General features: G+C 60.8%; 16 protein-coding genes. 11 read left to right on the forward strand and 5 right to left on the reverse strand.

What is annotated here, in order from left to right; all coding sequences use genetic code 11:
• From RG2_RS30570 to RG2_RS30580, 3 genes are all read left to right on the forward strand, one after another.
• Positions 1-323: integrase core domain-containing protein (locus tag RG2_RS30570; RefSeq protein ID WP_139278902.1), on the forward strand; the 323-nt coding region annotated here is incomplete at its 5' end.
• 114 nt (positions 324-437) lie between these two features.
• Complete coding sequence (locus RG2_RS32120) at positions 438-683, forward strand: transposase family protein (RefSeq protein ID WP_072782860.1); 246 nt, start codon at positions 438-440, stop codon at positions 681-683.
• Positions 684-869: 186 nt separating this feature from the next.
• Positions 870-2,021, forward strand: a complete 1,152-nt coding sequence (locus tag RG2_RS30580; protein ID WP_303741005.1) for an ISL3 family transposase — start codon at positions 870-872, stop codon at positions 2,019-2,021.
• Positions 2,022-2,163: 142 nt separating this feature from the next.
• Here the strand turns inward: RG2_RS30580 and RG2_RS30585 are convergent, their stop codons facing one another.
• Positions 2,164-2,580: a DUF1707 SHOCT-like domain-containing protein gene (locus RG2_RS30585; protein WP_033237143.1), complete on the reverse strand. Its 417-nt coding sequence runs from the start codon at positions 2,578-2,580 to the stop codon at positions 2,164-2,166.
• Between the two features lie 71 nt (positions 2,581-2,651).
• On the opposite strand from RG2_RS30585, the gene RG2_RS30590 reads away from it, so the two are divergent.
• The gene (locus RG2_RS30590) at positions 2,652-3,248 is read left to right on the forward strand and encodes a TetR/AcrR family transcriptional regulator (protein ID WP_033237164.1); all 597 of its coding nucleotides are present in this window, start codon (positions 2,652-2,654) and stop codon (positions 3,246-3,248) included.
• A 134-nt stretch (positions 3,249-3,382) separates the two neighbouring features.
• Here RG2_RS30590 and RG2_RS31990 read toward each other — a convergent pair whose 3' ends face one another.
• Complete coding sequence (locus RG2_RS31990; RefSeq protein WP_155276705.1) at positions 3,383-3,523, reverse strand: hypothetical protein; 141 nt, start codon at positions 3,521-3,523, stop codon at positions 3,383-3,385.
• 371 nt (positions 3,524-3,894) lie between these two features.
• On the opposite strand from RG2_RS31990, the gene RG2_RS30595 reads away from it, so the two are divergent.
• Positions 3,895-4,461, forward strand: a complete 567-nt coding sequence (locus RG2_RS30595; RefSeq protein ID WP_080711891.1) for an IS110 family transposase — start codon at positions 3,895-3,897, stop codon at positions 4,459-4,461.
• 236 nt (positions 4,462-4,697) lie between these two features.
• Entirely contained in the window at positions 4,698-5,027 is a 330-nt protein-coding gene (locus tag RG2_RS30600; RefSeq protein WP_033237141.1) for a hypothetical protein, read from the forward strand.
• Positions 5,028-5,091: 64 nt separating this feature from the next.
• Here the strand turns inward: RG2_RS30600 and RG2_RS30605 are convergent, their stop codons facing one another.
• Positions 5,092-5,715, reverse strand: coding sequence for a DUF6461 domain-containing protein (locus tag RG2_RS30605; protein ID WP_033237140.1), 624 nt, complete (start codon positions 5,713-5,715; stop codon positions 5,092-5,094).
• Entirely contained in the window at positions 5,712-6,080 is a 369-nt protein-coding gene (locus RG2_RS30610) for a hypothetical protein (protein WP_133637982.1), read from the reverse strand. Before RG2_RS30610 ends, RG2_RS30605 begins: the two co-directional genes overlap by 4 nt.
• 111 nt (positions 6,081-6,191) lie before the next feature.
• Here RG2_RS30610 and RG2_RS30615 point away from each other — a divergent pair, with 111 nt between their 5' ends.
• On the forward strand, positions 6,192-6,827 hold the full coding sequence (locus RG2_RS30615) for an SMI1/KNR4 family protein (RefSeq protein ID WP_051730798.1): 636 nt from the start codon (positions 6,192-6,194) through the stop codon (positions 6,825-6,827).
• Positions 6,824-7,984, forward strand: a complete 1,161-nt coding sequence (locus RG2_RS30620) for a hypothetical protein (protein WP_230590451.1) — start codon at positions 6,824-6,826, stop codon at positions 7,982-7,984. Before RG2_RS30615 ends, RG2_RS30620 begins: the two co-directional genes overlap by 4 nt.
• 190 nt (positions 7,985-8,174) lie before the next feature.
• Here RG2_RS30620 and RG2_RS30625 read toward each other — a convergent pair whose 3' ends face one another.
• On the reverse strand, positions 8,175-9,494 hold the full coding sequence (locus tag RG2_RS30625; protein WP_072782865.1) for a hypothetical protein: 1,320 nt from the start codon (positions 9,492-9,494) through the stop codon (positions 8,175-8,177).
• Positions 9,495-9,826: 332 nt separating this feature from the next.
• Between RG2_RS30625 and RG2_RS30630 the strand changes: the two genes are divergently transcribed.
• The 3 genes from RG2_RS30630 to RG2_RS30645 all read left to right on the forward strand — a co-directional run bounded on the left by RG2_RS30630 (position 9,827) and on the right by RG2_RS30645 (position 12,652).
• Positions 9,827-11,338, forward strand: coding sequence for a DUF6578 domain-containing protein (locus RG2_RS30630; RefSeq protein WP_033237138.1), 1,512 nt, complete (start codon positions 9,827-9,829; stop codon positions 11,336-11,338).
• Between the two features lie 664 nt (positions 11,339-12,002).
• Positions 12,003-12,353 carry a type II toxin-antitoxin system RelE/ParE family toxin gene (locus tag RG2_RS30640; protein ID WP_033237136.1) on the forward strand — a complete coding sequence of 117 codons (351 nt, stop codon included), beginning with the start codon at positions 12,003-12,005 and terminating at the stop codon, positions 12,351-12,353.
• Positions 12,350-12,652 carry a helix-turn-helix domain-containing protein gene (locus RG2_RS30645; protein ID WP_033237135.1) on the forward strand — a complete coding sequence of 101 codons (303 nt, stop codon included), beginning with the start codon at positions 12,350-12,352 and terminating at the stop codon, positions 12,650-12,652. The genes RG2_RS30640 and RG2_RS30645 overlap by 4 nt, the downstream gene beginning before the upstream one ends.
• Positions 12,653-12,657 lie beyond the last annotated feature (5 nt).

A 12,657-nucleotide genomic window follows, 5' to 3' on the forward strand; every position in this document is an offset into this window, starting at 1 on the left:
AATACACATCAATTTCGTTCGCAGAAACGCTTGCGCTGGAAGGGATTGCAGCTTCAATTGGAAGCGTCGGCGACGCCTACGACAACGCCCTTGCGGAGTCGACAATCGGACTGTTCAAGACAGAAGCAGTTTCCAAGAGCAGTCCGTTTCTGCAAGGGGCGATCAAGACGATCGACGACATCGAATTCGCGACGATGGAATGGGTGGATTGGTTCAATACCCGCCGCCTGCACAGCACCTTGGACTACGTCACTCCCGACGAGTTCGAGGCCACCTATTACTCTCAACTATCGATTCTCCAGCCGGAGATGTCGCCAGCATAGGAGCGGCAAGAAACCCGGCACGGTTCAACCTTCGCGCCGCGTGTCGTTCCGGTAGGACTTGGATCGTGCGGGAGATGATCGTTCTGGTGTTCTGAGAACTGTTGTGACCTGCGCGTGCTTCTTCCGCATCTGGCGGGTGTCGACATCGATGCGGCCGCAGGTGGGGTCCGTATTCGTGCGTCGCCGTTGTCGACTTCGGCGAGCTGTCCGGCGTGTGGTGTTTCCTCGAAACGGGTCAACAGTCGGTATGAACGCATGCTCGCCGATACGGCGATAGCTGGACGACCGAGTTACCTTGTTTTGCAGGTGCGTCGATTTCTGTGCTCGAACAGCGGCTGTGACCGACGCACATTTGTCTAGCAGATCGACGGACTGACCAAGGCTTACGCACGGACCACTCCGCTGCTACGCCGAATCCTCGAGAAGATCGCGCTGGCGTTGGCCGGACGAGCCGGACCGAGGTTGGCGTCTACGCTGGGAGTTTCCGTCGGACGCTCCACCTTGTTACGGCTGGTCTGAGCGTTGCCCGACCCTCCAACCGGTGTGGTGACGGTGCTCGGTATCGATGACTTCGCGCTGCGAAGGCGACATCGGTATGGGACTGTCCTGATAGACATGGACACGCATCGCCCGGTCGATGTTCTCGCCGACAGGAAAGCCGGCACCGTCGCCGAATGGCTGCGGGCGCACCCAGGAACCGAGGTGATCTGCCGCGACCGCGCTGGCGCGTATGCCGAAGCCGCCCGTGCCGGAGCATCGGATGCGATCGAGGTCGCCGACCGCTGGCATCTGTGGCACAACCTGGCCGAAGCAGTGGAGAAAACCGTTGCAACCCATCATCATTGTCTGAAGAAGGGACCTGAGTTGGAGCCTAAACCTTCGATCGAACGCACCGCGTCGGAGCAACTGAGGATTGTCGCCGAACAGGTACACGCCACCCGTCAGGAGAGTTCGATACTCGCCGCTCGCACGAAGAATCGCTTCGAGGCGGTCACAAATCTCAAGAACGAAGGCATAGGAATCAGAACGATCGCCCGCCAGCTCGGGCTGGCACGGGAGACCGTCCGCCGTTTCTACTACGCAAGCAGTGTCGACGAGTTGTTGGGAGCGCCGCGAGCAGGCCGGCCCACGATGTTGGACAGGTTCGCCGTCCACCTGCACGAGCGTTTCAACGACGGATGCACCTCCGCTGCTGCACTTTACGAAGAACTTCGAACATTGGGATATCGCGGCAGCTACAGCTCCGTCCGCGACTACTTGAGACCGTTGCGCACCATCGGCGCTGCGCCAGCCAGAAAACAGGTCCCGAAGGTCCGGCAGATCACCTCCTGGATGTTACGACACCCCGACAGCCTCATCGACGACGAGCAGATCGGACTCAAACAGATCCTCGCCAGCTGCCCACACATCGAAGCAACTGCGGGACATGTCACTTCGTTCGCGGAGATGCTCACCGAACGCCTTGGGAAACAATTGAACTCGTGGATGTCTGCCGTCTCGGCAGATGATCTTCCGCACTTGCATCGCTTCGTTCGAGGACTAGACAGCGACCACGCAGCCGTCCGAAACGGGTTGACCCTGCCCTACAGTTCCGGCGCTGTCGAAGGGCACGTAAACCGGATCAAGATGCTGAAACGGCAAATGTACGGCCGTGTTGGATTCGGTTTGCTCCGCAAACGAATACTCCTCAGTGACTGATACTTTCAAAATCGATCACGGAAAGTGGGCCAGAACCAGGTTTCGACCGTCGTTCACAAACGCGGTCTACCAACCGGGATCGGCCCTTGTGGCAGCGGCCGCAAGTGGGCGATGACCGAATAACGCCGATACCTCGGCCTGGTCAACTACTTTCGTGGTCGTCGCTCGGCCAGAACACGCACGCGATTAGCACGACAGCCCATATTCCAATAGGAACTCCCGGCCAGAACCTGATCGCAGATCCGCCCATAAAACTCTGCACTCCCCAGATGCCAACCATCAGCACCGAACCGCCAAGCCAGTACTGCCACTCATTGAGCCACTCTCGTAGATCGTCTCTCTTACGTTCCTCGCTCGCGGTGGAGGCAGGCAGTAAGGGAGGCAAGTCGACCAGCGTGGCTGTGACCTGGTCGATCGACCGAGCGCTGTTTACGAGTTCGATCCGATCCTTGTACTCCTCGCCGTCCAAGGCGCCCCTGGTCAAGGCATCCGTCAGGTGAAGCGTTGCATCGAGGCGCTCCGTATCGGTAGCTCGACGAATTGGCCTGTAGTCGGACATTTTTCGTACTCCGTTCGTTCGCAACTGACAGCATTCAGCATAGAATACATTTGTATTCTATGCTGAATGCTGTGCCCCAGACATACGACCCAACCGAGCGTCGGCGACACGTCGGAAACATGCTGCTGGAATTGATCGCCGACGAAGGCCTCGCAGGAGCAAACATCCGAGCAGTCGCTGAACGTGCCGGCTGTTCCGTCGGTGCAATCCAGAAGTACTTCCGCACCAAGGACGAAATGCTTGAATTCGCACTGCAACTCGTGGGTGAGCGGGTGCAAGCGAGGATCCTTTCAGTCGATCGCACCGGAGCCCTGGTCGATGTAGTGCGGAGCTGGTTGCTCGCCACGCTTCCACTCGACGCCGAACGAAGAGCCGAAGCCCGAATTTGGGCGGAATTTTCAGTCCGAGCAATCGGGCACCGACCCTATTCCGAAGCCGCCATCGCAGTCGACACGGAAATTCGTGCAGCACTCACCGGGTATCTCGCTCAGGGCCGGCGAGAAGGTTCTCTTTCTGCAGACGTCGAAACTTCTGCTGTGGCCGATGCACTGATTGCACTGAGCGACGGTCTCGCGCTGACGATGCTGTACGACCGGGACAGGGAGCTGGAGGCGGTGGCCGCGTTGGATGTTGCAGTCAAACGACTCCTTCCATGTCCTGGAGCCTGATGCCTGGCCACACGAGTATGACGATCAAGTTGCGGCGGACGTCCGAATTTCGTTGCAGCAGATGCTCCAAACTCAACTCGAGGTGCTCCCGATAGTGCGATCTTTCGTTCGAATGACTTCGGGGTAACGGGTATCTATTCGAGTGCGATGAGGAGTTCGACTGCCACGAATCTGTTGCCTTCAGCGAGAACGCCGATCTGGCGGATGCTGCTGTGAACCAGTTTCGCTACGAACAGTTCGTCGCGCGTAGGGAGTGTGCCCGATATGACGGCCATCTCTGACGGACTTGGCTCGACGCGGGCGTGGTCGAGTTCTTCGGACCTGCGTAGCCTTCGGTTCCGTCCGAGGGGAACGGCCTACGGCCGCGCTTGACAAAACCTATTGAGATTCTGACTTCAATGATCGTCAGCGGTACGTCTGTTCGGGTTCGCTACCCGTAACGTTCTGTAGCAGGTCGTATGGACTGACTCCTGAGATTCTTGTCGCCCCGGCAACGAGGTTGACTTAGATTGGGCGTGTTACTCGTGCGGTCTGCGTTCGCGGCGTGACTGAAGAGAGGCATGAACCCCGATCCTCTTGTGTGGTACTGGAAGTCGGAGTGTCCGCCGCGGATCCCACATCTCGTCGATCGGAAGGGACCCGTTCAGTGATCATCATCGGCATCGACCGACACAAGTCCACCCACACGGCAACCGCCCTCGAACCCGCCACCAATACCGACCTCGGATCACTACGCATCGAAGCGACACTCGCGGAGTACACACGCCTTCTGACATGGTCGAAAACGTGGCCGCAGCGGACCTGGGCGATCGAAAACGCAGAAGGTCTCGGCCAATGGCTTCTGGCGGCGGGGGAATCGGTCCTCGACATTGCCACCACCGCAACAGCCCGCGTCCGGCAACTCTCGAAAGGTTCCCGACGCAAGAACGACCGCATCGACGCAGCGAGCGCGCAAAGCAATCGTCACCGACTATCTCGCTACGGTGATCGTCAACTCAACTCCGCGATCCACACCGTTGCGATGGTCCAGATGCGGATGCCGGGCAGCGCCGGCCGCGCCTACTACGACAAGAAAAGAACGGCAGGAATGCCACCGAAATCTGCTATGCGCTGCCTCAAACATCATTTGTCGAATCACCTGTGGCGCATCATGATCGCCGACGAACAACGCCAGCACACCCACCGCATATCATCCAACACAATGGCCGGCTGACCTCCGGAAACTTCTCGTTTTCCCAAGGGGTTGACATATAGAGAGGCGCCCTTCCACAAGCCCAAGGGCCTCGTACGCATTCACGTTGACAGTGATCGATTTTTCCTTCAATTCTGCTTGGTCGTCGCAGTTTTCGCTCGCTGCTACTTAATGAGGAAATGCGTGCCGGCAGGAAATTATCCGTGCAGATCCGTTGCACCGTACTTTAGTCGGCGCGCCTTCGGTATGGTCCGGGGATGGTGGTGCTCGGTGTTGGCTTACTGGTTATCGCGACAGGTGTGAACTGGTTGTACGCGGTGCGGTTGTCGTCTCTCAATGCCGGGCGTCGACTGCCGATTGTCACTGGGCAGTATCCCGTCAGGCCGCCGGCGCGTGTGGCTGCGCTTCGAGCAGTCTGTGCGGGTCTTTCGGTGTACGGCGCTTTGGTGCTGGCTCAGGAGTTTTGGTCTGAGCGGCCACTGCTCGGGCCGTTTCTTTGTGCAGGACTCGCCGTACTAGTGATGGTGGTCCCCACCCTGGTCGTCACCGTCGTCCACAACCGGCACCTTCATCTGCCCGCACACTAGCGACGACATGGGGTTCTCAGCCCTCCCTTGCGCTGCGCTGCGACTGCGGTATCTCACGGCGGTATCAGTCGGCGCTGCCCACGATGAAGGTTGCGCTCGACAAGAACTCGGGCGTGATCCGCACGCTGGTGTAGCTCGCCGCCAGTGCCAGCGATGCCTCGATCACGGGGAAGTCTCCGTCTTCCGTCATGGACTCGTCGCCATCGGGATTGACCCCGACTTCTTCGAGTCGGGGCACCCACTGCGCGGGCATCGGGCCGGGTCCGAAGCCGCAACGCTGCAGCGGATCGAAGTGCACCGTGCGTTCCCCGTCCTCCCATACATAGAACCCGGCATGTGCGTTGACGTCGCGGAAGTGGGTCAGCACCTCGCGCCCGAGGGAGAGTGGTCGCATCAACTCCTCGGATGCGCCTGCGGTCGCCGCAGGTGCGATTGCGATCGTCCAGTCCTCCATGGATGCGGCCCCGATGATGGTGGGCTCCTCCCAGCCGCGCTCGTTGACACCGGCCAGGCCGCTCTCTGTCCCCAGACCTTCCACTGTCATTGCTTCGATCACGGTGGCGGGATCCGAATCCTTGACATACGTCACGAAAAGTCCGTTCGCGATCCACGGGTAGTCGCGGGTCACCCATTCGAAGTCTCGGTAGGTCGTCCGGCCTGACCCGGGTCCGCTCGATGCACCGTTCATCTCGGTTGGACCCCGATCTCCGAGTCCCGAACGAAGTCTGCCGCGGACCTCGGTGTTTCGTCATCGTCATCGAGGATGACCGCGTCTTCGAGATCGAGTAGTTCGTAATCCTCGTCGTCGAGATCCAGCGATTCGTCGATCGGATAGAAGGAGTGCGCGCGGTAACGGAACCCTTCGACAAGTATCGGGCTGATGTCCGTCCAGTCGAACCTGACTAGCGATCCTGGGTGCAGATCGAGGGGTTGCTCCATCGGCATCACGTCTTTGGCGTCGGCCCAACATCCGCCGGGAGTCTCCGCGGAGTCGAATACACCCCACCCTTGCTCGATATACCAAACCCTTACCGAACCTGTCACTTTGCTCATGCGGGCTGCTCCTTGGATAGGTTCGTCATCGACACCGACAATACGATCCCCGAAAAGGGCAGTTGTTTGCTCGTGCACGTATATGTCGAACACAGCAGACGAGAGGTCACCATGCAGCCAGATGATCAACTGTCCGAATCGATCACCCGATCCTCGACACCCGCAGGATCGGTAACAGAGCAATGGGCACGGATCACGGCGTGGTTGGACTCGCATCACTCTCCCGTCACGATCGCCGGCGCAACCGATGCCCAGATCGCAGATGCCGCCGAATCCACCGGAACGACGTGGCCACCAGAGTTGATCGAGTTCTACGAACAGATCAACGGGATTCCGCCTGAGGAGTTGGTTCGGCTTCTCCCGGGCCGTGACCTGTTCGATCTCGAGCGGGTCGTCCAGGAGCGGGAGATGGAACTCGACGTCTATGCCGAAACGAATGAGATCGAGGAGTACGAGCCGCCGGAGGGAACAACGGCTGGCACGGCGGTATTCACCTATATGCCGGAGTTCATTCCATTCGCAGGACTCGACGGTTACCTGTTGTTCGTCGATACGCGCCCGGGGGATCTGTACGGGTGTGTGACGGAGTTCGACAAGGTCGATGCAGACGATGCCGGACCACGGTGGGTCTCGCTCAGCGCGATGCTGACCGATCTGGCAGAGAGCCTCGAAACCGGATCAACATTCGACAAATACTGGAAACCTACTGTGGTCGATGACCAACTCGACTGGAAGTACACGCCTTGACCGGGGAGTTCGAGGAAAAATCGAGCACAACCACTACAGCGGCTGCGTTGTTGGCCGGCCCACGCGGGCGCCGGATGCTGCTCGACTACGTGATGGATGCCGAACAGATCCGGCGACCCGAGCCGCATGACGACTCGTTCCGTTCCGCGATTGTCCGGGCGTCGCATCATCTCGACCCGGAGCGAGACTCGAGCGTGACGTATTCACGCGTGGCGTACGAGTCCGGCGCTGGAGAGCCTCCTGAGCCTCTACGTGCCGTTGTCACTGCCGACGATGTAGCGCACCGCCTGTCCCAGGTGCTGCTTCCCGAGGTCACCGAGGTGGCACTCCGTTCGGCGCTCTCTGCCGCGACGGACTCAGCGCGCTACTGGCAGGATCCCGACGGTGAGGACGTCCTCGCCGCAACCGAGCCGGTGCGGCGTGAGCTTCGACGGATTGCTGAGCACATCGCACGATCCCCGCACGCGCAGTGGTGGACGACCGCGCTCGCCGAGACCGAGCAATGGGTGATAGTGAGCCGCGGCGACGACAGCCCCGATACCTTCGAGCCGGCGGCTGCAGAACTACTGAGCCCCTGGTACGAGCGCAACCTCGCAGCGGAAGCGCGAGGCGCTGACCGCCCAACCGATCCGACAGCGAACGTGTCCGGTCGCTGGTGGTCAAATCCGTCTGTTCGGTGTTCGACACGGACACTGTTCGACGGAACCCCGGCCGAATTGTGGTTCGTCGAAGACAGCATGGGCTGGGAACGCATCGTCACACGAGCTGTCGGTACACCCGCCGGTGCTCGCATCTACGAGATCGACGGCGCGCCGGCGTGGGCGGAACTCTGCAGGCGGTTCCCCCTCGAGGTCACCGCGGAGAAGCGGCACGATTGGTACCGGACTACCGGGCGATCATCAGGGCGGTGGGTCATCCCCAACTGGCAGCTCGTCGCCAAAGACTATGCGGGCGTGCATCTCACCGTTATGGGATACCTGGCCGCAGCGGGGACCGCGATCGACGTCGACGACGAGACGGCGAGCGTCATCGCTGGATGGGCGCCCGACGCAACATGCTGGCTTGCCGACCCCGACCGTATCGGCGACGAATCTCGTACCTGGGTGTTCGATGCCAGCGGAGAAGATCCCGAGTGGGTCGAAGAAACTCAACTATGAGGGCCGCCAATAGTGTTTGCTGCTGCAACGCCCATCCGACGGGCATCGTGTCGAACATCGCGGAGTGCGGGTAGAGGCGTGCGGGTAGAGATGGGCGACCCGGTCTACGAGGACGACGGGTGCGGCTCCGTGTTCGAACGTGCGTTAGTGATTGATACCGGCGCGGCCTCGGTGAGTGGCTGTGGCTGCTCTAGTCCTTGGTCTCGGTTGGTGGGTGCGCGGTCTTCAGTCGTGTGGGTTCGACGGTGATGGCTGCGAGGAGGGCGGCGTTGATCGGGTCGCCGTAGGGATCCGGCGTCGTGACGCGGACAACGCCGGTTCTGCTCGGTCCAGACAGGGCGATTGTCGAGGTATCGCTTGTCTGGTGGTTGATACTTCGTAACTTCTCCCTGCCGGCAATGCTCCATTTGGTTCCGTATGTATCGACTGCTACATCTGCTCGGGTCGCCGCTTTCGCAACGGTGCGCTCCGATTCTGGATCGGTAACGGGTATCAGGCGGCGGGTCGTCTCGTCGAGGACGTGGAGGCGATGAAGGTCCGGTTCTGTGCGCACGGTTCCGTGTCGTCGATTGTTGGACAGCCTGGCTCTTGACTGACCTACGACGTAGAGCTTGTGCTGGTGGACGGTAGTGACCCTGCCACCTGTAGTGGTGTAGCGATCGAGGTTCAACTCGCCGTCGCCGGTGAGCGTGCAGCGGTGGACGTCGTGTGGGGAGGTGATCCCGCAGCCGTCGTTGCCGTCGGCGTGGACTCGGCGCGTCCACAGTTCATCCAGGACTTCGATAGGCAGAGGCAAGGTATATCGAACGATGTTCGGCGGACCGCCACGTGATGCGTCCACCCGAAGAAGTATCGGATCCGACGCGTGCATGACCCACACGATGTTGTCGTAGGCAGCGACAGCGCCGGCCTTGAAGGGTGGTGTGCTGTCCGATCGGGTGTTCAGGTCGAGTTCGACCAGGACGCCTACTGCTACGAAGTCGCCGTCTCGTGTTGTTTCGGTCGGCCACCAGCTGACGTCGGTTGGGACTGCGCCGACTTCCGACAATCGATCCGAACCGGGGATCTGGCCCCAGCCGTTGTCGAGGCGGCTTACGCGTCGCTCGACGAGCTGGATTCGACGCGCGCGGCCGTAGACCCGGCCTGGTCTGTCTTGGCCTCGGTCGTCCTCGAGGTCTGCGCTGAAAACCCCGGTGAGGGTGACCGGTTCGCGGATGGCACGGTCGGTCCACCATTGACTGCTCCACCCGTCGCCGTAGACGAGGTGCAGCCACCGCAGAGCGCCATCAGGGCCGGTCACCGGGGCGCGGCCGTATGCCGGGCAGGCGATTGCTGTTCGCGTTTCATCACACACCGACGGCGTATCGCCAGCTGAATAAAGTACCAATGACACGTCGACGACGTCGCCGATTGCAGCGTGGGGAAATGATCCATCGCCGATGACCCATCCGGGGACGAATACGCGCAATGTTCGAGGATGTTGAATTACCTCGCGCACTTGGTCGTTCATGTTGTTCCCGACGCACTAGGGGGTCCGAACGGCGAAGCGTTCGGGCGTCAGGTCACCGCTCCTGACGATACAACCATCGTTCAACGACGTCGGATCCGTTTCGAACAAGGCTCGATCCCGATGCTTCCCGTGTGATGTGTTTTTTCGTGTAGATGGCGCGACGGCCTTGTGAATCACGTTGCGACGGAGCTGGATCCGAACCTGAGCAACGCAGAAGCCTGACGCTAGAGGGCAGCTGGTTCGAATGGTGCCGTTGTCCATACATATCCAGAGGCAGGTGTGAAGGCGACACGAATTGGTACGGTCGTCGGTATGACTCCACTGAAAGGCGCATGACGCGCCAACGCACGCTTGTCGTGCAGATCGAGAGCATCGCGATCGAGGATGGCCAAATCGTGCCGCCGAGTCTCGGTGACGTGATCGAATTTCCGCTTCGCTTCGTCGAACACCCCGCGGCCGATGCCAACACGGTGACGATTCGCGCGCTCCTGGAAGCAAGTGCCCTGGATCCGATTTTCCAGTACACCGGCCATGATTCGCCTCGCCGGTGGGAATGGAACGGATTGTTGCGCGGTGACGGCTGGACGGCGTCATGGCGCGACTTCCGGCCACTCACCGGACAGGTGGAGCTGAGCGGCCGTTTCTACGGAGTGATGGGGTATGACACCCCGACCAGGGTGCGTGGGCGGGTGACCCGCGTGCAGCTGGTCAGCGCGCGCTACCGGCGCCCGCCTGAGAGTCACGGGTGGAGCATCGTGCCGGGCCACCGTACGTTCCGCGACATCGAGGCGGCACCACGTTTCTTCGGCAACGACATGTTCATGCGCGACGATCTCTTCGAGGTGGATCGCGGTGTCGGGGTGCTCGTGGACCTCGATCTCGACGACGTACCTCCAGTGCCGGCCCGCCCGTCGATCGTTCCGGGTGACGTGTCCGCGTCGGGCGAGATGTTGTGGGTCGTGGACCAGCTATTGCCGATCGTGGTGAGCGTTGATCCCGATCATGTTGCCCGCGAGTATGTTCTGCCCGGTCAGATCGGACACTCGCGGCGCCTGTGGGCCACCCCGACGGGATGTTGGGTGGGCGGCAACGACGGCCTGTACCGGTGCGTGATCGGGGAGGACCCTCGCAAAATCTCGGACCACCCGGTCCATGCCGGTGCAGTGATCGGCGAGCACTTCCTGGCCTGCCCATCCGGCACGAAGTGGTCGCTGCACACCCAGGACCACGAACCTATCGCGGTAGACGTGCCGGACGGCTACGTCAGTTCGATAGCCGTCGACGGTGAGTCCTTTGTCGTTCTGGCAGAGCAGCGACATACCGATGCGGCATCGACCTACCGGCTGATTCGAGTGAACGTCTCCGGTGATGTGACCGTCGGTCCGGACTTGCCGCCGATGCAAGGTTTTCCCAGGCCATTTCTCGTAGGCTCACCACTTCGAGTTTTCCGCGGCAAGATAGCGGTGGTGGTGCGTCCCGATCTGACGTACGGGACGGTGGAGAAACTCGGAGGTGATGTCTTCCGGGGTGGTCAGGTCGGCGACTTCGTGTGGATCATCGGTCACCCACCGGACGGGACGTCGCGAACGCGGTGGTGGCCGCTACCTGGTCCTGCCGAGTATGACCGCACCCGCCAGTTCTGGCTTTTCACCTTGTTGGATGCGGGCACTCTCGAACCGGTGAAGAGCACACCGATTTTCGCCCCCGCCCCCGCTGTGACGATCGACCACAAGGGAACCGTCTGGGTGAGAGGTGATGGTGTGCAGTCGATTCCGGCGGAGTCGATGCAGTGGCCGAATGACTTGGACGTAGCCGCCCTGCTCGATGAATCTCGCCCGCAGTAATCCCCGTCGACATCACCAGGAATCGAGGACTACGCGGGATATGGTCCTCGATCCCGGTAACAGCATCAGTGCAGGGTTGAGAGTGGATGACGATCTGTCGGACCTGTGCCTCGACGGTAGCGCTCTCGCAGGTGACAACAGGTGCGCCTTGTGCGGCCCCGGCCGCTGTGACGGTGTCCCCGGTGCGCTCCCACGTTGCCCAATTACTGACCGGACGCGGCAGTGGGTTCGGTTCGGTAGCCGCAGCTTTCGCGAGGACACCGGTCAACAAATCGGTCTGAGTTGCGCGGTTGAGCGCCTCCCAACCTGATCGTCGCGGCCGGGCTGCCAAGAGAAGATCATCGACATGGCGTTGGCGGCCACGGTCTTCGGCTGCGCGTGCTCAGGCGAGAGCAGGTGGCCGTGCTCAAAATCGGCATCGCTGCCTCGGAAGTGCTGGTTACCGAGGTCTCGGCGTGTTGGCGCAGAGCGAGTACCTCGCCGACAATCAAAAAGACGGCAACGATCACGCCGACGATCGTGCAATCACCCGAGGCCTTAGGTGCGGTGGAGTCGTCCACATCTGGGGCGGGTCCGTGGTTCTGACCAGCGGACGGCATGCCGTGCCCGATCGTGGTTATGTGGATGACTGCGGTATATATCGGTATTGATATATGATGGTGGGGTGGAGCGAGGCGACGAGAAACCGATCCGGTGGGTGGGCAGTGCGCTCGACGACTTGCGTGACCTTCCGGCCGATGTGCAGGACGATCTCGGATATCAGATCGGGCGAGTGCAGCAGGGGTTGGAGCCGGATGACTGGAAGCCGATGAAGGACGTCGGGGCTGGTTGCCGCGAAATCCGAGTCCGGACGTCGGATGGAGCGTTCCGCACGTTCTACCTCGCGAGCTTCGCTGGGGTGATTTACGTGTTGCACTGTTTTCAGAAGAAGACGCAGAAGACTTCGAAGTCTGACATCGAGTTGGGTCGACAGCGGTACAGGGCGGCGTCGGCGCATGCGAAGGAGAAGCGATGAGTGAGAACGATATTGTCGAGACCGCGTCGGTATGGGAGGCGGTGAGTGACACCTCGGGTGAGGCGTACAACCGTCGACTCCGCGCGGATCTGATGACTGCGATCCGTGGGCAGATCGACCGTTTCGGTTGGTCGCAGGTTGTTGCTGCCCAGAATCTCGGTGTCACTCAGCCGCGTTTGTCGGATCTCTATAGGGGAAAGTTGAGTAAGTTCTCTCTCGATGCTCTGGTCAATCTTGGTAGCAAGGTCGGTGTCCATGTCGGAGTGCATGTGGACACCGGCACGCTCAGCAACCGTTGACGCCC

Source organism: Rhodococcus globerulus NBRC 14531, assembly GCF_001894805.1.
Lineage (GTDB): Bacteria > Actinomycetota > Actinomycetes > Mycobacteriales > Mycobacteriaceae > Rhodococcus_F > Rhodococcus_F globerula.

Bases quoted from the DNA above. Each gene is read 5' to 3' on its own strand.
- RG2_RS30625 (WP_072782865.1), bottom strand. From the start codon at position 9,494: ATGAACGACCAAGTGCGCGAGGTAATTCAACATCCTCGAACATTGCGC.
- RG2_RS30615 (WP_051730798.1), top strand. From the start codon at position 6,192: ATGCAGCCAGATGATCAACTGTCCGAATCGATCACCCGATCCTCGACA.
- RG2_RS30585 (WP_033237143.1), bottom strand. From the start codon at position 2,580: ATGTCCGACTACAGGCCAATTCGTCGAGCTACCGATACGGAGCGCCTC.
- RG2_RS30630 (WP_033237138.1), top strand. From the start codon at position 9,827: ATGACGCGCCAACGCACGCTTGTCGTGCAGATCGAGAGCATCGCGATC.
- RG2_RS30600 (WP_033237141.1), top strand. From the start codon at position 4,698: ATGGTGGTGCTCGGTGTTGGCTTACTGGTTATCGCGACAGGTGTGAAC.
- RG2_RS30610 (WP_133637982.1), bottom strand. From the start codon at position 6,080: ATGAGCAAAGTGACAGGTTCGGTAAGGGTTTGGTATATCGAGCAAGGG.
- RG2_RS30645 (WP_033237135.1), top strand. From the start codon at position 12,350: ATGAGTGAGAACGATATTGTCGAGACCGCGTCGGTATGGGAGGCGGTG.
- RG2_RS30605 (WP_033237140.1), bottom strand. From the start codon at position 5,715: ATGAACGGTGCATCGAGCGGACCCGGGTCAGGCCGGACGACCTACCGA.
- RG2_RS31990 (WP_155276705.1), bottom strand. From the start codon at position 3,523: ATGGCCGTCATATCGGGCACACTCCCTACGCGCGACGAACTGTTCGTA.